Origin of the sequence: Enterobacter cloacae complex sp. P27C (assembly GCF_014895705.1) — a bacterium.
Taxonomy (GTDB): domain Bacteria; phylum Pseudomonadota; class Gammaproteobacteria; order Enterobacterales; family Enterobacteriaceae; genus Enterobacter; species Enterobacter bugandensis.
The window spans coordinates 500,753-521,530 of record NZ_JADBQB010000002.1; the positions used below are offsets into that span (position 1 = coordinate 500,753).

18 protein-coding genes and 1 tRNA gene are annotated in these 20,778 nt (G+C 52.6%); 12 read left to right on the top strand and 7 right to left on the bottom strand.

Annotated elements, in window-relative coordinates; genetic code table 11:
- Positions 1–40 precede the first annotated feature (40 nt).
- From IM291_RS05820 to IM291_RS05865, 10 genes are all read left to right on the top strand, one after another.
- A complete protein-coding gene (locus IM291_RS05820; protein ID WP_192986334.1) occupies positions 41–1,150 on the top strand; it encodes an AI-2E family transporter in 1,110 nt (369 codons plus the stop codon).
- Between the two features lie 119 nt (positions 1,151–1,269).
- On the top strand, positions 1,270–3,054 hold the full coding sequence (locus IM291_RS05825) for a diguanylate cyclase (RefSeq protein ID WP_192986336.1): 1,785 nt from the start codon (positions 1,270–1,272) through the stop codon (positions 3,052–3,054).
- 309 nt (positions 3,055–3,363) lie between these two features.
- Positions 3,364–4,437, top strand: coding sequence for a catalase family peroxidase (locus IM291_RS05830; RefSeq protein WP_049001823.1), 1,074 nt, complete (start codon positions 3,364–3,366; stop codon positions 4,435–4,437).
- Positions 4,434–4,997 carry a cytochrome b gene (locus IM291_RS05835; RefSeq protein ID WP_041911125.1) on the top strand — a complete coding sequence of 188 codons (564 nt, stop codon included), beginning with the start codon at positions 4,434–4,436 and terminating at the stop codon, positions 4,995–4,997. Before IM291_RS05830 ends, IM291_RS05835 begins: the two co-directional genes overlap by 4 nt.
- A gap of 427 nt (positions 4,998–5,424) precedes the next feature.
- A complete protein-coding gene (locus IM291_RS05840) occupies positions 5,425–5,919 on the top strand; it encodes a molybdopterin-dependent oxidoreductase (protein ID WP_028012099.1) in 495 nt (164 codons plus the stop codon).
- 17 nt (positions 5,920–5,936) lie between these two features.
- Positions 5,937–7,874, top strand: coding sequence for a bifunctional diguanylate cyclase/phosphodiesterase (locus IM291_RS05845; protein WP_047367578.1), 1,938 nt, complete (start codon positions 5,937–5,939; stop codon positions 7,872–7,874).
- Positions 7,875–8,113: 239 nt separating this feature from the next.
- Complete coding sequence (locus tag IM291_RS05850; RefSeq protein WP_028012097.1) at positions 8,114–8,371, top strand: YjhX family toxin; 258 nt, start codon at positions 8,114–8,116, stop codon at positions 8,369–8,371.
- Between the two features lie 10 nt (positions 8,372–8,381).
- A complete protein-coding gene (locus tag IM291_RS05855; RefSeq protein WP_049001819.1) occupies positions 8,382–9,128 on the top strand; it encodes a cyclopropane-fatty-acyl-phospholipid synthase family protein in 747 nt (248 codons plus the stop codon).
- Between the two features lie 137 nt (positions 9,129–9,265).
- Positions 9,266–10,120 (top strand): GIY-YIG nuclease family protein, encoded by an 855-nt coding sequence (locus IM291_RS05860; RefSeq protein WP_049001814.1) that lies wholly within the window; start codon positions 9,266–9,268, stop codon positions 10,118–10,120.
- Between the two features lie 897 nt (positions 10,121–11,017).
- Positions 11,018–11,824, top strand: a complete 807-nt coding sequence (locus IM291_RS05865) for a DUF4225 domain-containing protein (RefSeq protein ID WP_049119898.1) — start codon at positions 11,018–11,020, stop codon at positions 11,822–11,824.
- Here IM291_RS05865 and IM291_RS05870 read toward each other — a convergent pair.
- From IM291_RS05870 to proB, 4 genes are all read right to left on the bottom strand, one after another.
- The gene (locus IM291_RS05870) at positions 11,821–12,135 is read right to left on the bottom strand and encodes a hypothetical protein (RefSeq protein WP_015673660.1); all 315 of its coding nucleotides are present in this window, start codon (positions 12,133–12,135) and stop codon (positions 11,821–11,823) included. The two genes, IM291_RS05865 and IM291_RS05870, sit on opposite strands and share 4 nt — an antisense overlap.
- Positions 12,136–12,758: 623 nt before the next feature.
- Positions 12,759–12,831, bottom strand: a tRNA-Thr gene (locus IM291_RS05875).
- Positions 12,832–12,942: 111 nt separating this feature from the next.
- Entirely contained in the window at positions 12,943–14,196 is a 1,254-nt protein-coding gene (proA, locus tag IM291_RS05880) for a glutamate-5-semialdehyde dehydrogenase (RefSeq protein ID WP_059357359.1), read from the bottom strand.
- A gap of 11 nt (positions 14,197–14,207) precedes the next feature.
- Positions 14,208–15,311: a glutamate 5-kinase gene (gene proB, locus IM291_RS05885; RefSeq protein ID WP_014882684.1), complete on the bottom strand. Its 1,104-nt coding sequence runs from the start codon at positions 15,309–15,311 to the stop codon at positions 14,208–14,210.
- 305 nt (positions 15,312–15,616) lie between these two features.
- On the opposite strand from proB, the gene phoE reads away from it, so the two are divergent.
- Positions 15,617–16,669 (top strand): phosphoporin PhoE, encoded by a 1,053-nt coding sequence (phoE, locus tag IM291_RS05890; protein ID WP_028012086.1) that lies wholly within the window; start codon positions 15,617–15,619, stop codon positions 16,667–16,669.
- Between the two features lie 111 nt (positions 16,670–16,780).
- Here the strand turns inward: phoE and crl are convergent, their stop codons facing one another.
- From crl to gpt, 3 genes are all read right to left on the bottom strand, one after another.
- The gene (crl, locus tag IM291_RS05895) at positions 16,781–17,182 is read right to left on the bottom strand and encodes a sigma factor-binding protein Crl (RefSeq protein ID WP_008500249.1); all 402 of its coding nucleotides are present in this window, start codon (positions 17,180–17,182) and stop codon (positions 16,781–16,783) included.
- A 57-nt stretch (positions 17,183–17,239) separates the two neighbouring features.
- Positions 17,240–18,484, bottom strand: coding sequence for an esterase FrsA (frsA, locus tag IM291_RS05900; RefSeq protein WP_028012084.1), 1,245 nt, complete (start codon positions 18,482–18,484; stop codon positions 17,240–17,242).
- A 104-nt stretch (positions 18,485–18,588) separates the two neighbouring features.
- Positions 18,589–19,047, bottom strand: coding sequence for a xanthine phosphoribosyltransferase (gpt, locus tag IM291_RS05905; RefSeq protein ID WP_003863205.1), 459 nt, complete (start codon positions 19,045–19,047; stop codon positions 18,589–18,591).
- Positions 19,048–19,307: 260 nt separating this feature from the next.
- Here gpt and pepD point away from each other — a divergent pair, with 260 nt between their 5' ends.
- A complete protein-coding gene (pepD, locus tag IM291_RS05910; RefSeq protein ID WP_048999731.1) occupies positions 19,308–20,765 on the top strand; it encodes a cytosol nonspecific dipeptidase in 1,458 nt (485 codons plus the stop codon).
- The last annotated feature ends 13 nt before the right edge of the window (positions 20,766–20,778 follow it).

Consider the following 20,778-nt stretch of genomic DNA (forward strand, 5'->3'; position numbering starts at 1 on the left):
TCTATAGTCGTCACAGTTTCTTAGTAACCAGGACTGACTGATGCGCTTTAACGGACTGACTAAAGGTTTCTTTATTTTCATTCTCGCCCTTGTGACCTGGGCCTTCTTTGACGTGCTGTCGCCCTACTTCTCCGCGATACTGTGGGCCGCCATTCTGACCGTCATCTTCAACCCGGTAAAAAACAAGCTGCGCACCGCGCTGGGGGAGCGCAACGGGCTGGCCTCGCTGCTGACCATCGGCATTATCTGCCTGATTGTCTTTATCCCGCTGATGGTGATCCTCTCCTCGCTCGCCATTGAGCTGAACGTGGTTTACACGAAGCTTCAGGAGAACAACACCCAATTCCCGGAGGTAGTGGCGAGCATCTTCAACCACTTGCCGGACTGGGCCAGCGGCTTCCTGGCGGATCACAACCTGACCAACGCGGCGCAGATCCAGAAAAAACTCTCCGACGTTGCGCTGCAGGGCGGGCAGTATCTGGCAGGCAGCGCGTTCCTGATCGGCAAAGGCACGTTTGGCTTTGCGATTAGCTTCGGCATCATGCTTTACCTGCTGTTCTTCCTGCTGAAGGATGGACCGTATCTGGTACGCCAGATCCTCGACTCCCTGCCGCTGTCTGATTTTGTTAAACAGCACCTGTTCGCCAAGTTCGTCGGCGTCTCCCGGGCGACGGTGAAAGGGACGGCGGTGGTGGCCGTCGTTCAGGGCACGCTCGGCGGGATCGCGTTTGCCATCGTGGGCATCGACGGCAGCGTGCTCTGGGGTGCGCTGATGGCGTTCCTCTCGCTGGTCCCCGCCGTCGGCTCGGCGATTGTCTGGGTGCCAGCCGCCATTTACCTGTTCGCCACGCACCAGATCTGGCAGGGGCTGTTTATTGTTGGCTTCTTCGTGATTATTGTCGGGCTGGTGGACAATATCCTGCGCCCGCTGCTGGTGGGAAAAGACACCAAAATGCCGGATTACCTGATTTTGATCACTACCCTCGGCGGTATGGAGCTGTACGGCATTAACGGCTTTGTGATTGGGCCGCTCATCGCCGCGCTGTTTATCGCCTGCTGGAACCTCTTCTCCGGCCGCGATCACGCGGGGAATGCCGAAGAGCTGGACGCCGAGTTCATCGAAGAGGGAAAAAACTCTCCAGATTTGTAGGGACGTGACGATAACGACCACATCAGGCGGCGCTGTGCCGCCTTTTTTTTCGCCTTAAATCATACGTTTTCTATAATTTGAAGAACGCCATCCTCTTTATGCAGTAAAAGGATCTCCAGGTGCGAATCGCGACAATAACCAACTGGGCCTACGGTGCCACGGTCTGCCTAACTATCGCCTCCGGCATTATCATGCTGATGGCCTCCGGTGCTGACACCGCCGAACGTCAGGCCATTGAACAACGCCAGCGTTTTGATGAGCTTACAGAAAATATTGAAACCGACGCCTGGATACAGTCCGATTTAGCGCGCCTGTATGTCATCAAAAAAAATCCGCAAATCCTGGATGAGTACAATGCGTCAGAGAAAAAACTGAAGAGCATCGAGCTGAAGCTGGAGAAACTGCAGGACACCGGCGCTTCAGATGACGAGCTGGCCCTGCTGCATGATGGTTTAAAAATCATTGATGCACTGCAGGATGAGCAGCAGGCGGCACTGACGAGCGCGGCCCGGGGTGAAGATGCGCAGGCCGTTGCCCTGCTCTATGGCATGCCCTACGAGCAGGAGCTTGAGCGCGCACAAACCCAAATCGATCGCTTTCGCCAGATACTCGACAAACGTGTCATTGCCTCCGTGCGGGAGGCGACGAAAAAATCGAAAGCGCTGCGCACGGCTTCTGAAGTGATGGTTGGCCTGACCGCCCTGCTGTTCTTGTTTGTGCTCGGCTTTATATTAAAACGCCGCGTGCTGCGCCCGGTGGTACGCCTGAGCGACGTGGTTCACCGTCTGGCCTCTCAGGACTTCGCCGTTGAAACGCCCAACTTTAACCAGATTGATGAGATTGGCGATATGGCCCAGGCCATCCGCATCTTTCGTGAAAACGGCCTTGCGCGACAGCGTCTGGAAAAAGAGCGCGACGCCGACTGGGCCATCCGCGAGCTGCTGGCGCGCATGACCCAGCGGCTGCAGGGGTGTGAAAACTTTGACGATGTGATCAACGTGGCGGAGCTGTTTGCGCCCAATATCGCGCCGGGGATAGCGGGCCGGCTCTACGTTTTTGACCGCGATCCGTGGCAAATGCGCTGCGTCGCCCAGTGGCTTTCACCGGCAGATGATAAGGCCACATTCCACCCCGATGCGTGCTGGGCCGTGCGTCGCGGTCAGAGCCACCCGCCGGTTAACGGTGAACCGGATGTCGCCTGCTATCATCTCCCGGCATCACAGGCGGAAAGCGCGCTGTGCGTACCGCTTATCGCCCAGGGCGAGGCCATTGGGTTGCTCTCGTTCCAGAACATCACCCCGGAAAATGCTCCTGCACGCGCGTATCTGGAGCTGATGGCCGAGGCGCTCGGACTGGCGCTGGCGAATCAGCGCCTGCGCGACGCGCTGCTGGAAAAAGCTTTGTTTGACCCGCTCACCGGCCTGCGTAACCGTCACCATCTGGAAGACACCCTGCACACGCAAATGACGCAGGCCATGCGCAACGGCGAGCCGTTAAGCTGCATGATGATCGACATCGATCACTTTAAAAGCATTAACGACCGCTTTGGTCACGAGGCCGGCGATCAGGTAATCAAAAACGTGGCGACGATTGTTCAGCGGGCCGCGCACGACGGCGGGCTGGCATTCCGCTACGGGGGCGAGGAGTTTCTGGTTCTGCTTCCCGGGGCCGGTGAAGCAGAAGCGCACGCCTGCGCGCAGAAGATTTACAACGGCGTGCATGCGCTATCGCTTCGCTACGGGCTGACCGAGATTGGGCCGGTGGATGTGTCGATTGGTATCGCCAGCTATCCAGAGCATGCTCAAAGTGACAACCTGCTGCGCGCCGCGGACGTGGCACTGTACCGGGCGAAAGAGCTGGGACGCTCGCGAATTGTGAGTTTTGGGATGCTGGAGGCGGGTTAGACCGCCCGCCGGGTGGCGAACGCGAAAATATCTGGCATCAAAAATTATAAACTTTTCGTGATATTCTTTTTTAATAAAGTTTACCTTATATACTCTTCTCAGAGCGTAAAACGCACGTTATAAAAATAGTGGCTTTTCAGTCTATTATTCTTTAGCGCGTCTATAATCGCCTCATCATAAAAATATCCTCTGGCATATTACCGCGATTATAAAAAAATAATCGCCTCAACTTTATCCCTGTATTAATGCGTGGCTCGCCGATGTTCGTGCGCGTGACAGGTATTATTCTTTCACACTGGAAAAACGTCTATGTCTAATGTGGATTTACGATCCAAAAAATCCTGGGGAGCGCTGGCCATCATCGCCGCGATCGTGGGCGCGATAGCATCCGCATTTGCGTGGACGGCGGGTTGGATCGGTTCTCGCACCACCAGTCAGGCATTAGTCTCGGAAACACCAACGCCGTTTCCTCCCGGATTTCGCCGGGCACACGGCAAAGGAATGTGTTTTACGGGAAACTTCATTCCAGCCGGTTCAGCAACGTCTTTGTCAACCGCGCGCCTTTTTTCCCAGCAGCATACCCCTGTTGTCGGACGGTTTTCCATCGGCACTGGCGACCCCCACGCGGCGGATAGCTCAACGAAAACCCTGAGCATGGCCCTGATGTTCAGAACAGACGATAACCAGCAGTGGCGTATGGCGATGAACAACGAACCCTTCTTTGCGACCCGGGACCCTGAAGGATTTCTGGCGCTGCACCAGGCAACCGCGCCAGACCCGGCCACCGGCAAGCCGGATCCACAGCGCCTCGCGGCATTCTTAAAAGCCTATCCGGAAGCAGAGAAATACCTCAAATGGGCGGCACAAAAGCCCGCCCCCGGGAGCTTTGCCGGCGCAACGTTCTACAGCATTAACGCCTTTTACCTCGTGGACGGTCTCGGAAATCGCCAGGCGGTACGCTGGATGATGCGCCCGCACGATCCTTTTGTGTCGCTGAGCGAGGAGCAGCGCCAGAAGGCCGATCGCAACATCATGTTCGAGGGCGTCAGCCAGAGGCTTGCTCAGAAGCCTCTCTACTGGGATTTTGTTCTGCAACTCGCCCAGCCGGGCGATCCGGTGGATGACCCTTCCCGGCCGTGGCCTAACGATCGCAGGCAGATCGTGGCCGGTACGCTGGAAGTGGTGCGCGTCGAAGCCCAGGCTGACGGTCCGTGCCGCGACGTTAACTTCGACCCCTCGACGGTTCCTTCGGGTGTGAACGTGTCTGACGATCCGGTGTTAAACGCGCGTTCCGCCGCGTATTCACACTCCTTTAGTCGCCGGGAACGGGAAATTGGTTACGGCAAAGCCACCGAAGCTGTTGAAAAGCAGGAGATAAAATGAACCCGAATCAAGAACACGGAAAAGCGCCGCAGCATTTCAACGCCCTGGCAAGAGGACTACACTGGCTAATGGCGGCGATGATTCTGGCCATGCTGTTTATTGGTACCGCAATGATGACGACGCTTCATCACCGGATTGCGCTTATCGACCTGCATCGCCCTCTGGGGATTGCCATATTACTGCTGGCGCTGCTCCGTCTGGTGAACCGACTTCGTAGCAAGACGCCCCGGCTGCCTGCTGATTTACCCTTCTGGCAAGTGCTTGCGGCTAAAGCGTCGCACTGGCTGCTGTATGCGCTCATGCTGGCAATGCCATTTTTGGGCTGGGCGCAGCTGTCGGCAGCAGGCTTGCCCGTCGTCATGTTCGAGGGATTTAATCTCCCACCGATTTTGCCAGTAAGCCCAACCCTTTTCGCCTGGTGTCACGATGCGCATAGCCTTCTGGCAAAACTCCTTTTTGCCGTGGTGCTATTACATATTTCTGCTGCATTAGTACATGCCTGGATCTACCGGGATAGCGTTTTTGCCAGCATGACGAAAAGCGGCAACCAGAAAAATTAAATAAAAAAAAGGCCTTTTTATCCGCTCTCGAATAAAAAATCGCCGGAGTGTGATAATTAAACGGCACAATTAGCGCGACATATAAATTGGCGAAAAATAACCAGGCGTCGTTGTCCCGGTAACCTGCAGTCTGGGGCATCCGACGTTATGGTTAGCAACGCTGCCCGGGCGATGCCTCGTGCGCGTCAATAAAAAACGATCGTTTTTTAGCCGAAAGCGACTTTATTCACATAATGGTCGCGTACTTAAAAAAAGAAGCACTCACAGTGCTGTAAAACCCGCTCGCACCAAACCACTTCAACTCGATGATTTTAAAACATTTTCCTGCAACGCATATCCAAAAACGGTAGCGTCTCAACAAAATACATAAACTAGTAGGATAACTAAATTATAATTCATATACTTCTGTGCAAAAGTGGAGGCCATAATGCGATTAATCCTAATGCTGGTATGCTGTCTGGTTCAGAGTTTAGCCTGGGCGGGTGAACTGCCGAAACCCGCCGGAAAACCCATTTTGACGATTTACGGGAATATAGAAAATACTAACGAAGATGGAAAAGCAGTGTTTGATCTCGCAAGCCTTGAAAAACTCGGCATGGTGAGTTTCGAGACGACATCTCCCTGGTATACGGGCAGGACGAAGTTTGAGGGTGTTCCAATGAACAAACTCATGGATTATGTTGGAGCAAAGGGTTCTGTCGTTAATGTTATTGCCCTTAATGATTACGCTACCGCTATTCCTCTCAGCGATTTTAAGAAATATAATGCTATTCTTGCCTTAAAGATTAATGGCGAATATATGCGTATCCGCGATAAAGGCCCATCATTCATTGTATACCCTTATGACAGTCTTCCTGAGTTGAATAATCAAATTTATTACTCGCGTTCAGCATGGCAGGTTAGCAAAATGAAGATTGAATAGCAGTTCAGGAGAACATAATGAACAGGATACTGGTTGGTATCATTTTTTCTCTTTTTATCACGACGGGATATATTGCATTTCTTGTTTACGATCGTCAGCAAGAGCTGCAAAAACTGACTCACTACACTGAGTCCTGGTCCGTGGCTCAACTGGTATCAGAGTACTACCGATTTGAATCATGGCTTGGTCTATACGCAACCGATACTGATGACGTTACGATAGACCAGGCCCGCATGCGGCTCGAAATTATGCTCAGCCAGGGCGAGTTACTGAACGGGGGAGACTTAGGCCGCTATATTGAGAGCGATAAAACGCATCAAGAAATCGCTGCACGCCTGAAAGAAATACTGGCGTATCTGGACAGTAACCTGGAAAAAATGAGCCATGAAGAATTAAAAAAGTACCTGGCAAATATGCATCTGCTCGACGCGCCGCTCAGTCAACTGTCTTCAAGCGCATTAACCAAAGATATTAACACAATTAATGAATCTAACCATAAAATACAGATCCTATATTATATTTACTCTGTACTTTCGTTACTTCTGGTGATATTAAGCTTTATTCTGGGGTTCTTAATGATCTATCAGAATAAAAATATTCTTAAAGCCCACATGCAGGTTAAAACCCTCGCTGACGAACTTCAGCGTTCAAAAGAAACGCTGCAAATACAGAATTCGAAGCTGGAATATGATGTGTATCATGACTCCCTTACCGGCATGAAAAACCGTCTGTTCTTCTGGGACGATCTCAATAAAATTACCCTTCAGGCAGATAAAAACCATACCCCTGTCACGGTGATGTTATTTGATTTAGACCGGTTCAAAGAGGTCAACGATACCTATGGCCATGACGCCGGCGATTTACTGTTGAATCAGGTATCCCGACGGCTTACCTCAATGAGTAACGCGACGGATACGTTTTACCGCCTGGGCGGTGACGAATTTGCACTTCTCTCCAGCGGCCTGACCGAGAACGCAGCGGTTTCGCGCGCCAAAGAGATCAGCGCTCACATCAGTCTGCCCTATACAATCAATAACCAGCTGATAAAAATTGCCACCTGTGTAGGTATCGTCTTATCTGATAATGAGCGGCGCTCGGATTATCTCTATAAATTTGCCGATCTGGCCCTCTACGAAGCCAAAAAAGAGGGCTCACAGCAGATAAAAGTCTTCCGTCAGTGGATGCTGCAGAAGCTGCAGGAAAGCAGAACCCTTGAGCATGATATGGCTCTCGCGATCAGCAACCATGAATTCGTTGTTTATTACCAGCCTATTGTCGATTCATTCAGCAATGAAATTTACGGCTATGAAGCGCTTATTCGCTGGATACACCCGGTAAAGGGGATTTTGTCGCCTGATTACTTTATTTCTGTTGCTGAAAAAACAGGGATGATTAATGAGATTGGCAAAAATGTGCTTGAACTTGCCTGCCGGGAGGCAGCTTCCTGGGCGGTTCCGGCCAGAATCTCGGTAAACGTCTCACCTGTTCAGCTGGGGACTAAATCATTTACTGCAATGGTTCAGTCCATCCTGAAAGAGACGGGCTTGCCGGCCAGCCGCCTTGAGCTGGAAGTTACGGAGTCTTCGCTCTTCAGTGACAGCAACACGCCGCTCACTATTCTCAAAAAGCTCAGATCGCTGGGGGTAAAAATTTCCATTGATGATTTCGGAACGGGTTATTCCTCGCTCTCGAGGCTGAGTGAACTCAATTTTGATAAAATTAAAATTGATAAATCCTTTGTGAATCCGATATCCACCCAAGACGATGCGCTTAATATCGTTAAACTGATTACCGGCATGGCGAAGAGCCTCAATATGCGGGTCATTGCAGAAGGTGTGGAAACCGAAGCGCAGCTTGAACGGCTTCAGGCGCTGGGCTGCGATCTCGTGCAGGGCTATCTGTTCGGAAAGCCACAGGCTGAAATCGATAAAAATATAAAAAACGGTACAGTGTGATCTTACCGGGATCACACTTTTCAACCCTGGGTATACACATACAATGACCGGGTGTTATCATTCACCCCGTAAATACCTTTCAACTCAATCCGAGGCTTTGATGCTGGAGAATGTAATCATCCGATAATCAGCTCCCCGACCTTTTCAGGCCGGACTGATTATCAATGCGCCGAAATCGAATGCGGACACCGCTGTGTGTTTGCACGTTTTGCACATGATGATTAAACAGGTTTTCCAGTATGAATTTATCCCGTCAGGAACAGCGTACCTTACACGTTCTCGCCAAAGGTGGCCGTATTGTGCACGTCCGCGATACGTCCGGCCGCGTCACCGCCGTTGAATGTTACAGCCGCGAAGGGCTATTGCTCAGCGACTGCACGCTCGCCGTCTTCAAAAAGCTCAAAACCAAAAAGCTGATCAAATCCGTTAACGGTCAGCCCTACCGTATCAATACTACCGGGCTGAACAACGTCCGTGCCCAGCCTGATAATCGTTAAGGAGAGGATGATGGATATCCCACGCATATTTACTGTTAGCGAAAGCGAACACCGCATTCATAACCCCTTCACGCCAGAAAAGTACGCCACGCTGGGGCGCGTGTTACGCATGAAGCCAGGCGCGCGCCTTCTCGATCTCGGCAGCGGTTCGGGAGAGATGCTTTGCACCTGGGCGCGCGATCACGGGATTACCGGTACCGGTATCGACATGAGCCCAATCTTTACCGCGCAGGCAACGCGGCGCGCAGAGGCGCTCGGCGTCAGCGAACGCGTCCATTTTGTGCATAACGACGCGGCGGGCTACGTGGCTGATGAACAATGCGACGTGGCGGCCTGTGTTGGCGCCACATGGATTGCGGGCGGCGTTGCCGGGACGATGGACCTGCTGGCACAAAGCCTTAAGCCCGGGGGAATCATGCTCATCGGTGAACCTTACTGGCGACAGGTTCCCGCAACGGAGGAGACGGCTCGGGCTTGCGGCGTCTCGTCCACCGCAGACTTTCTCACCCTGCCCGACCTTGTCGCGTCTTTCGATCGCCAGGGCTATGACCTGGTCGAAATGGTGCTGGCAGATCAGGAAGGCTGGGACAGATACGAAGCCGCGAAATGGATGACCCTGCGCCGCTGGCTGGATCAAAACCCCGACGATGATTTTGCACAGGAGGTGCGCGCGGAGCTGACGGCAGCGCCTAAGCGCCATGTGGCTTACACAAGGGAATATATTGGCTGGGGCGTGTTTGCGTTAATTGCACGATAGGAGGGAGTGGCGGTATAGCCTTTTGGGGCTATACCGGCCTTAAGCATGAAGCGCTCAGCATTGTGAACGCTACGCTACGCCTGGCATGAAAAAACTTCTATCATTGCTTTTTCCGTTACCGCATTCACAGGCGCTTTATGGACACCCCTTCTTTTCTCTATTTATTGCTTTTCCCGGCCAAAAAGATGATGAAAGTGGGTAAAGCCAATAATATCTATAACCGCATTCAGTCGCTAAAACGGGTCTGGGGCGATGTGGATTATGCCCATTCTTACCGCATTGCGTTACCGCAGTCCGAGGTCTTTAAGCTGGAAAAAATGCTGCATTTTCTTTTGGCCAAATATCAAACGGGCATTGATGCCGGCGACGGCTATACCGAGCTGTTTTCCATTGAGGCGCTGGAGCCCGCCATTAAGCATATTCATTACGTCATTGAGCATGGGGTCATTGATGCTCAGCTCCTTCAGGGAATCGAAAAGCCACAGCTTCGGCCCGGCAAAAGCGCGGCGCATCGCCACGCGAAAATGAAAAAACAGTCAGATACTATGATTAACAACGTTGTCAGGGTGACGGAACAGTTCAGCAGGATAAATCGTTTACTGCTTATCTTGCTATTTAAGCAGCACCGCCTTCGTTATCAATATGACATTGAAGGTAATACCATACTGTTTCGGATAGCAGACAACCGCACTGACCAACGCGATGCTCACAAAATAATGCGCATGTTCAGCTTTTTTATTGAAGACTTCAGATATTTGGGCGGGACCAACTACTGCTCGGGGGTCTTTGGTGAAGGCACGGTCACGCAATACAACGTGGAGTTGATTTCAGGCGACCCTGACGCACATCCTCTGGTGGCCTATCTCGCCTCGCAAACAGAGCGCTTGTTTAATAAATTGCCATCGCGATCAGCGTTATTAATGGAAGATCTGCCGATACTGGAATCGAGCCGAATCCTGCGTAGGGTATTACAGAATGATGACGAGGATTAAGTTGCTTATGCCGCGACACTTATTGCTATTCAAGGGCAAGACGACGTACTGTCATCAAGACAGATGCCCTCTGGTGAATCCTGTATCGCGCTGTGGGAAGTCATGGATTATCGTTACGCCAGTTATATCTGGTGCTAGAAATCGCAGCTGAGGGCTTCTGGTGAAGCGTAGAAGGGATTGATGGGACTGCATGCGCTGGTGTGGAAAAAGATACGCATCTATGACCGCCAGGACGGGAGAATTTCGCCAGGTGAGGGTAGACCTTCTACCCGTTGTGGTAACGTCGCCGTGGTGACTTTGCATCTGCTGGTGAATAGAAAAATATGCTTTTATGGCGTTTAATGCTCTGGCAGGATCAAAGGCCTGAAACCCGAAGTTGTGGGGTGACCAGATAAACTCATCCAAAATCCTTGAACAAGTAAACTCACCTCAAATCCTCCCGAATGCTATCCTTCTGTTGATCAAATCGCTGTTGTATACCCCGCTTCACGCCAACGCGCCGAAAAGCAATACCTGACCAAAAAAGCCAAGTACTTATAAGATACAACATGTTAAATTGCTGTACAATTAGTGAACAGATGCACTTCAAAACATCAAGTTATCTCCCTTGCGTCAGCCCAAAGCAGCATTGTGTAACTGCACTCCTTGTTGCAGTGAGGCGTGTCGCTGAAGGCATCACGTAGCGATATTTGGCGAAGAAAAGCGCTTTTCACCGAGAGCCTGGGCTGACGGTCTAGCAGATCACCAACAGAGCCGGGGATATTTTGAACAGGAGAATGTAAACTGGAAGGATAAAGGAACGGGACACCCACAGTGGCGGGTTGTGAAAGTATTTCCTGTTATCTTCGACTTTATTGCACGTAAAATGACCAGACACATTTTGGGAAGGAGTCTTTAATGGATATTGCGCTGCTCAACAGGGGCTGGAACAGAACATGGTCAGATACCATGGTAAATCTGGAAGCCCGGAAACTCGTCGAAACTGCAAATCGGCTATCAGCATTCTATTTGCAAGATGGGATAACACGTATCAAGTTTGTCGAAGAGATAAGGCAGGTCGTAGAGAAAGAATTTGAAACTGCACGACGGGCCAAAACCGATGAAGAATGCATTGCATGCATCAAAAATCTGCGTGCCGAAACAGATAATCTGCAAGAACAAGAACGCCTGTTAAGAACCAGAGCCGCCCAACTTTATGCAAAGGTCGAGTTTGTCAGGGAAAACAATAAAATCGTCGGATACGTTATTTCGGCAATCCATATAGTGGTATCTGGAGCAGCATTATTTGGTGGGATGGTTATGATGTCCACTATGACCCCTGTTGGAGTTCTTGCAGGAGCCGTTTTATTTGTTGATGGTATTAACGGTATAACAAAAGAAGCAAGCCATCTTCGCTATGGTGAACAATCCAAATCGGAAGGAATTTTTGCTGATGGCGCAATGGAGACCGCACAATTTATGGGGTTTAGCCCAGAAAGTGGATTAGCTCTTTATAATACGGTGACTCTAGGGGTGAGTGTCTATAGTATCTTCGGCTTAGCAAGGAAACCCGGAGCTTGGCGATTATTCCGTTGGCTGCCGCGTGATTACTACCGAAAAGTTGACACAATGAGCAAGCCTAAGCTAACGATGAAAATCGCTGGATATGGTGTCAAAGCGAAAGTCATTTTTGATCTTCTGGCTACTGATAACAGTACTAATTAAGATTTGTTCGCTCTACAGAATCGCCAAGATTTATAAGCAAGTACAGGCGGTTGTATAAAAATTGCAACCGCTGCGCCACAAGAAAGGCCAATAGCACCAGAGAAAACACTCTGCTCAGATGCGAACATCACAAGAAAAATGAATACAGCAAGGCAACCGGATACAACCCACACGGCTAGAATAAATCGCCTGGCCAGGTCCCTGATTGCATTCCCCAACGTTCCACCATAGCTTTCAACGTTGTTCTTTATCTTCTTCAAATCCGATGGTGTAAAGCCAGAACTCAACAAAGCCTCATCAGTAACATCCATATTGTCCTCTCCGCATTTCTTAACTGGCAATGGCACACATAATCATAATGATGAACTTTACAGTAATCCATATGATGTTTGTGCAATGTAGCAGATTTCAGACAATAGAAGCCATAAAGCCCCGTTAGTGGTAAGAAGACAAGCGGAGCGTAGCGACTTCATCTGGCCAACCTGGTTGGTTTCGCTTTGCGGAAGTCACCAGTGACCAAATCAGATTGTCAGAGGGATCAACCTTATCAGGGTGCTCGTGTACCTTTCGGAGCGTGAGCGAAACGCTGGCAGAGCCTGCATGTCGTGTGCAGGTACGTTTACCACTATTCACCTGTTTACGTGGCTCATACGGCCACACATCGGGCTTAAATGCGTGTGATCAATCTGTTTCGGGAGGTTTTAGAGACGTTGGCAGCGTCATCAGCTTCGAGTTGATAGCGGTTCGTGGGGACTGTTCACGCTTTGTACCTGTTCGAGCTTTACAACTACAGGCCGCTACATGCTAACATCCCTGAATAGCCACTGTTAACCATAGCGGCAACTGTTGGTCATAGAATCCCTTAAAAAAAGACTGTACCTTGAGAGCGACAATCGCCTTAAGTCATTGTTTTTATAGGATTTTGTTGTGTGAGTGCCGATAATAGGAGTCGAACCTACGACCTTCGCATTACGAATGCGCTGCTCTACCAACTGAGCTATATCGGCCCTGAGAGGCCGGTTACGAGTGTAACCACGGGGCAAAAGGTTAGATCTAACCGGGTGATGCGTCAATGCCCTTTTGAATCAAACGGCTATTTTTGCATCACCCGTGACTATTTACGCACGAATCGTATCGTCACCGAAGCCGATCCACTTATAGGTGGTCAGCGCTTCAAGGCCCATCGGACCGCGCGCGTGCAGTTTCTGCGTGCTGACCGCCACTTCTGCGCCAAGTCCGAACTGGCCGCCGTCCGTGAAGCGGGTGGAGGCGTTCACATATACCGCAGAGGAATCCACTTCATTCACAAAGCGATCGGCATTGCGCAGCGTACGCGTCAGGATCGCGTCAGAATGCTGCGTGCCGTGTTCACGAATGTGCGCAATAGCGTCGTCGAGATCCGCAACCACCTTTACGTTCAGATCCAGCGACAGGAACTCGTCGTCGTACTGCTCCGCTTTTACGGGAACCACGCTAGCCGGGCCCCCCTGGAGCAGCGCGAGGGCATTGGTATCAGCGTGCAGCGTCACCCCGCTCTCCGCCATCTGTTTGCTCAGGGCTGGCAGGAAGGCGCTCGCAATCCCCTGGTGCACCAGCAGCGTTTCCACGGTGTTACAGGTGCTTGGGCGCTGGGTTTTGGCGTTGACGATAATCTTCAGCGCTGGCTCAATTTCGGCGCTGTCGTCCACCACGATATGGCATACGCCGATGCCGCCCGTGATGACCGGAATGGTCGACTGCTCGCGGCACAGTTTGTGCAGGCCCGCGCCACCGCGTGGGATCAGCATGTCGATGTATTTGTCCATGCGCAGCATCTCGTTGACCAGTGCGCGGTCAGGGCTCTCAATCGCCTGCACGGCACCAGCCGGCAAGCCGCACTCTTCCAGCGCCTGCTGGATGACTTTCACCGTCGCGGCGTTGGTGCGCCAGGTCTCTTTCCCACCGCGCAGAATGGCGGCATTACCGGTTTTCAGGCACAGGGAAGCGACGTCAACCGTCACGTTTGGACGGGCTTCATAAATCACGCCGATGACGCCGAGCGGCACGCGGCGACGCTCCAGACGCAAACCGCTGTCGAGCAGCCCACCGTCAATCACCTGTCCTACCGGGTCGGCCAGGTTACAAACCTGACGGACATCGTCGGCGATACTTTTAAGACGCGCCGGGTTCAGCGCCAGGCGGTCGAGCATCGCTTCGCTCAGGCCGTTTCGACGCGCTTCCAGCAGATCCTGCTCGTTGGCAAGCAAAATGTCCTGAGACTGAGCTTCCAGATAATCAGCGATTTTTTCCAGCACGCGGTTTTTCTCGCGGCTGGAAAGGAGCGCCAGTTTGTAAGAGGCGGCCTTCGCGGCTGCGCCCATTTGTTCCAGCATGTTCTGGCTCCTTAACGAATAATCATGTCATCGCGATGCACGGCAACCGGGCCATATTCATAGCCCAGAATGGCGTCGATCTGCTGCGAGTGGTGGCCCGCAATGCGGCGCAGGGCATCGCTGTTATAGCGGCTTACGCCATGCGCGATGTCGCGACCTTCAAGGTTACGGATGCGGATCACTTCACCACGGGAGAAGTTTCCTGTCACGCTTTTAATTCCTTTAGGAAGCAATGAACTCCCTCGTTCCAGAATCGCCGCGGTTGCCCCTTCATCAACGGTGAGTTCACCGGCAGGCGGCGCGCCAAAGATCCAGCGCTTGCGGTTCTCCAGCGGGGATTCCTGGGCGTGGAAGCGGGTGCCGACGGAAATGCCTTCCATCACGTCGCCAATCACGCCAGGGCGGCTGCCCGCGGCAATGATGGTGTCGATACCGGCGCGGCACGCCACGTCGGCGGCCTGCAGCTTGGTCCCCATCCCGCCCGTTCCGAGGCCGGACACGCTGTCACCGGCGATGGCGCGCAGCGCATCGTCGATACCATGAACATCGGTAATCAGCTCGGCTTCCGGGTTGGAGCGCGGGTCCGCGGTGAACAGCCCCTGCTGATCGGTCAGAAGCAGGAGTTTATCGGCACCGGCCAGAATGGCGGCCAGCGCAGAGAGGTTATCGTTATCGCCCACTTTTATTTCAGCGGTAGCAACGGCATCGTTCTCGTTAATGACCGGAACGATATTGTTGTCCAGCAGCGCGCGCAGGGTATCGCGGGCGTTCAGGAAGCGCTCTCTGTCTTCCATATCCGCACGCGTCAGCAGCATCTGCCCGACGTGAATACCGTAGATAGAGAACAGCTGTTCCCAGAGTTGAATGAGTCGGCTTTGTCCCACGGCGGCCAGCAGCTGTTTAGAGGCGATCGTCGCGGGAAGTTCGGGATAACCCAGGTGTTCACGCCCGGCGGCAATCGCCCCGGAGGTCACAATCACAATACGGTGCCCTGCGGCATGCAGCTGAGCGCACTGGCGTACAAGCTCAACAATGTGGGCGCGATTTAGGCGGCGCGATCCGCCTGTTAACACACTGGTACCGAGTTTTACCACCAGCGTCTGGCTGTCACTCATGATTCTCTGCCGTTCAACGATAAGGGAAAGTAATGTCGAACGAACGTTTTAACAGGAGTCAGCCCGGTTGCCAACTGCCTTAGTGCATCACCAGGCACTTTGTTGCGCGGGATCAGGAAGCGTAGCGGCAGAATTTGACAAATTTATTACCGTAATAATAAATCACAGTTTTTTAAAATTATTCTTAGTTTGTCATAAAAGTTTCATTCCAGAACGATAAAACCCTTCCTGTTTTTTCACGGGACTTAAGCATCAGCTTATCGTCCAGCGAATTTTTAAAGCGCGTTTATAAGACAGGATCGAAAATGAAAAAGAGCACTCTGGCATTAGTGGTTATGGGCGTGGTGGCTTCCGCATCTGTTCACGCAGCAGAAGTTTATAATAAAAACGGTAATAAACTGGACGTGTACGGCAAAGTCAAAGCTATGCACTATATCAGTGATGATGACACCAAAGATGGTGACCAGACTTACGTTCGTTTCGGTTTTAAAGGCGAAACCCAGATTAACGATCAGCTGACGGGCTATGGCCGTTGGGAAGCTGAATTCGCAGGTAACAAAGCTGAAAGCGACTCCTCGCAGAAAACACGTCTGGCGTTCGCCGGTATTAAACTGAAAGACTTTGGTTCACTGGATTACGGTCGTAACCTGGGCGCGCTTTATGACGTCGCGGCATACACCGATATGTTCCCTGAGTTCGGCGGTGACGGCCTGGCACAGACCGACAACTTCATGACGAAACGTGCCTCCGGACTGGCCACCTACCGCAATACCGACTTCTTTGGCATGGTAGACGGTCTTGATATGACCCTGCAGTACCAGGGCAAAAACGAAAACCGCGACGTGAAAAAGCAGAACGGTGACGGCTTTGGTACGTCTCTGGCCTATGACTTCGGCGGCAGCGATTTCTCCGTCATTGGTGCTTATGCCAGCTCCGATCGCACCAACGCGCAGAACCTGCAGGCGCGCGGTGAAGGTAAAAAAGCCGAGGGCTGGGCAACCGGTCTGAAATACGACGCGAACGATATTTACCTGGCCACTATTTATTCTGAAACCCGCAATATGGCCCCTATCTCCGGTGGTTTTGCAAATAAAGCGCAAAACTTCGAAGTGGTTGCACAATATCAGTTTGACTTTGGTCTGCGCCCATCCGTGGGTTATGTACAGTCCAAAGGTAAAGATATCGAAGGCATTGGCGACGAAGATATCGTGAAATATATTGACGTGGGCGCCACGTATTACTTCAACAAAAACATGTCCGCGTTTGTTGATTATAAAATCAACCAGATTGACGACGATAATAAGCTGGGCGTGAGCAGCGATGATATCGTTGCGCTGGGTGTGACGTATCAGTTCTAAGATTATCCAAATAAGAAAATCCCGGCATACAAGCCGGGATTTTTTTGCCCAGGGTAAATGCGGTCTGCTGCCCTCACCCCGGCCCTCTTTCACAGGAAGAGGGAGAAACCATTACGCGGTCAGCTTCACCGCTTCGCTGGAAAAGTCATCCGCAGGCTCGAACTTAAGGTCCAGGGTGGCCAGCAGCGCGCTCGCTTTGTCGTGGAACTCTTTCAGGGTGTATTCCAGGCGATCGATCACTTCCTGATCTTTGATGGTAGTAGCCTGCCAGTTGCCGTCTTTGTTAAACAGGCCAAACTGATAGCTATACGTAAAACGTTTCTCCTCTGCTTCCATTTCCATCCACCAGCCCCAGAATTCACGTTTTTCGGGTGCAGGCTTCACGTTGACGCATACAGCCAGGCAGTCGAAAAAAAAGCGATTCTCTTCACACTGCTCTTCTCGAATATACGGGCCGAGAGCCATAAATTTCTTAATCAGCCTACTTTTCGGGTGTCCACTCGGTAACGTCATTGCGATCTCCTTTTGTGAAGCCACTGTTTTACCAAACCAGCGAAATTTAGCAATCTATTAACACACTCTCTGGGCGATCCAGCGCGTGATCTCTTTCAAGGCTTTGTCAAAATTCTGATACACCGGGCTGAACGGCACCTCAAGCAATTTGCCATCCGCAGATGACGAAGTGATTAAGCGCGACTCTTCCTCCGGGCTGAACGGATCGTTTTTCCAGAAACCGGACAGCATCGGCGTCGGGCAGCGGCGTCCAAGCAACCCTTGCGTTTTTAACGAGTAGCGATTGAGTTCGACGCGCAGCGCTTCGTCTGAGGCATCATGCATGCCAAGTCGACTGGCAAGGACGTCCAGATACATCTCCGGCACGCTGCCCTGACGGGCAGGATCGCTGAGCAGGGCGTGAACCACCGGGCCCAGGCAGGCGACGGCCTTCAGACGTGAAGATTCAAGGTAAGCCAGACGCACCGCAACGTTGGCACCAAAACGGAAGCCGAACGCCGCGACGCGGGTGTGGTCAACCCACGGAACATTTTCCAGCGCTTTAAGCGCATGCTGGTGCAGCAGGCTCGAATCCTGCGTTAACTTCCACTTTGATGAGAATCCAATAGAAGGCATATCGAGCGTCAGCATCGCGATCCCTTTTGGTGCGAAGTAGCGCTCATACAGGCTGTAATAGTCGATTTGCAGGGAATCCAGCCCGCCGCACATTAGCACGGTCGGGAACGGGCCGTCGCCTTCAGGCATGTGGAGGAACCCGGTGACGGGCGCACCGCCCGGAACGGCGAACTCAAGCTCGCGCATCTGACCCGGCAGACGTTGAGCAGCTTCCTCATAGGCACGATTCGCCAGCGCCTGAGCCTGCTCGGCCAGCTCATCCCCTTTCAAATGCGGATAGGCGGCGATGGCGTAGAGGTTGGCCGCGTGCAGCCAGTGCTTGCCGCTTCGCGTGGCATCCTCTTCCTGGCTGGCTTTTTGCTGCCAGAGCATCGCCTGTTTAGACCATTCGTAGATCCAGTTCCCGCCCCGGTAGCCCACCACCGTGTCGTAGAGCTCGCTGTCAGTACGCTCCGACTCGCTCATTACGATACGCGCCTGCACGTCGAGGATTTCACGGGGATCGATACCGCGCCAGATCCACATCAGGCGGTTAATCATGCGATACCAGTGGGGCACGTTTTTACCGTCTAACGCAGACTGGACGGCAGGCATGGTTCCCGGATTAAACCGACGGACCAGCGTCGACGTTTCAGGGTGTTTGAAACGGGGTTTGAAAAGCGTCTCGGTGAGATTCGCCTGCGTCATTGCGTTGCCTCCATGGATACGTCATATAGTGCCCATTGTAACGCGTGGCAGGCCAAAAAGAACAACGCCCGGCATAGCCGGGCGTGTAAAGTTACGTACTGGTATTAACGGCCTGAGATAGGCGGCACGAAGACCACGCCCATATCCCATGGCTGTTCAATCCAGGTATCCTGCGGGATATCAATGACGTAATCGTCAACCAGTGGGCGACCCGCTGGCTTAGCGAAGATCGTCACGAAGTGCGCTTTTGGATACATTTCGCGAATAGCGACCGCAGTACCGCCGGTATCCACCAGATCGTCGATAACGATGAAGCCTTCACCGTCGCCTTCAGCGCGTTTCAGCACTTTCAGCTCACGCTGGTTATCATGGTCATAGCTGGAGATGCAGACGGTATCGACATGACGAATACCCAGCTCACGTGCCAGCAGCGCCCCCGGTACCAGACCGCCACGGCTGACGGCAATAATGCCTTTCCACTGTTCGGAAGGCATCAGACGCGCAGCCAGTTTGCGTGCGTGAATCTGCAACATGTCCCAGGTGACGACGTATTTTTCGCTCATGTGAAGTGTCCCAGCCTGTTTTTATACGGCTTAAAAAGTGTTCGAGGGGGAAATAGGTTGCGCGAGATTATAGAGATCTGGCGCACTAAAAACCAGTGTTTAGCGCTCCCTGCCTGAGTTTTTACATGCTTTATGCTACCAGCCAGCAGAGAAAGTGGTATTCTCAGGTGCATCTCGCAAGCCTGACTTGTGGTAACTATTAACCTGCTAACCCTGTGGCCTGCAACCCTGTTTGCAGCGCCTCGACAAGGAGACTTATCGTGTCTGAACTGTCTCAATTATCTCCGCAGCCGCTGTGGGATATTTTTGCCAAAATTTGCTCCATTCCACACCCTTCCTACCATGAAGAACAGCTTGCCGAACATATTATGGGTTGGGCGAAGGAAAAAGGTCTGCACGCAGAGCGCGACCAGGTTGGCAACATTCTGATCCGCAAACCGGCTACCGCAGGCATGGAAAACCGTAAACCGGTTGTACTGCAGGCGCACCTGGACATGGTGCCACAGAAAAACAACGACACCGTTCACGACTTCACTAAAGACCCAATCCAGCCGTACATCGATGGCGACTGGGTAAAAGCGCGCGGCACCACCCTGGGCGCGGACAACGGCATCGGTATGGCCTCTGCGCTGGCGGTGCTGGCTGACGACAGCGTTGAACACGGTCCGCTGGAAGTGCTGCTGACCATGACCGAAGAAGCGGGCATGGACGGCGCGTTCGGTCTGCAGGCGAACTGGCTGCAGGCGGATATCCTGATCAATACCGACTCCGAAGAAGAAGGTGAGATCTACATGGGCTGCGCGGGCGGGATTGATTTCATCTCTACCCTGCCGCTGTCACGCGAAGCGATCCCTGCGGGCTTCCAGACCTTCAAGCTGACGCTGAAAGGGCTGAAAGGCGGTCACTCCGGCGGTGATATTCACCTGGGCCTGGGTAACGCCAACAAACTGCTGGCACGCTTCCTGGCGGGCCACGCGGCCGAGCTGGACCTGCGTCTGGTGGACTTCAACGGCGGCACCCTGCGCAACGCGATCCCACGCGAAGCCTTTGCCACCGTGGCGGTGCCAGCGGCGAAAGCGGACGAGCTGAAAAAACTCTCCAGCGTCTACCTGGATATCCTGAAAAACGAACTGTCGGCGAAAGAGAAGAACCTGACCGTGGTGCTGGAATCCGTGTCTACGGATAAAGCCGCCCTGACCGCGCAGTCTCGCAACAGCTTCGTTCAGCTGCTGAACGCGACGCCAAACGGCGTGATTCGCAATTCTGACGTGGCGAAAGGCGTGGTGGAAACCTCTCTGAACGTGGGCGTGGTGACCATGAGCGACGACAGCGCGGAAATTATCTGCCTGATCCGCTCCCTGATCGACAGCGGTAAAGAGTATGTAGTAAGCATGCTGGAATCTCTGGGTGCGCTGGCGGGCGCGAAAACCTCCGCCAAAGGCAGCTACCCTGGCTGGCAGCCGGATGCAAGCTCTCCGGTGATGGCGCTGGTGCGTGAAACTTATCAGCGTCTGTTCAACAGCACCCCGAACATCCAGGTGATCCACGCGGGTCTGGAATGTGGTCTGTTTAAGAAGCCGTATCCGGACATGGACATGGTTTCCATCGGGCCAACCATTACCGGTCCACACTCGCCGGATGAGCAGGTTCATATTGAAAGCGTCGGCCATTACTGGACGCTGTTGACGGAACTGCTGAAGGCGATCCCTGCGAAGTAATTTGTCGTCTGTT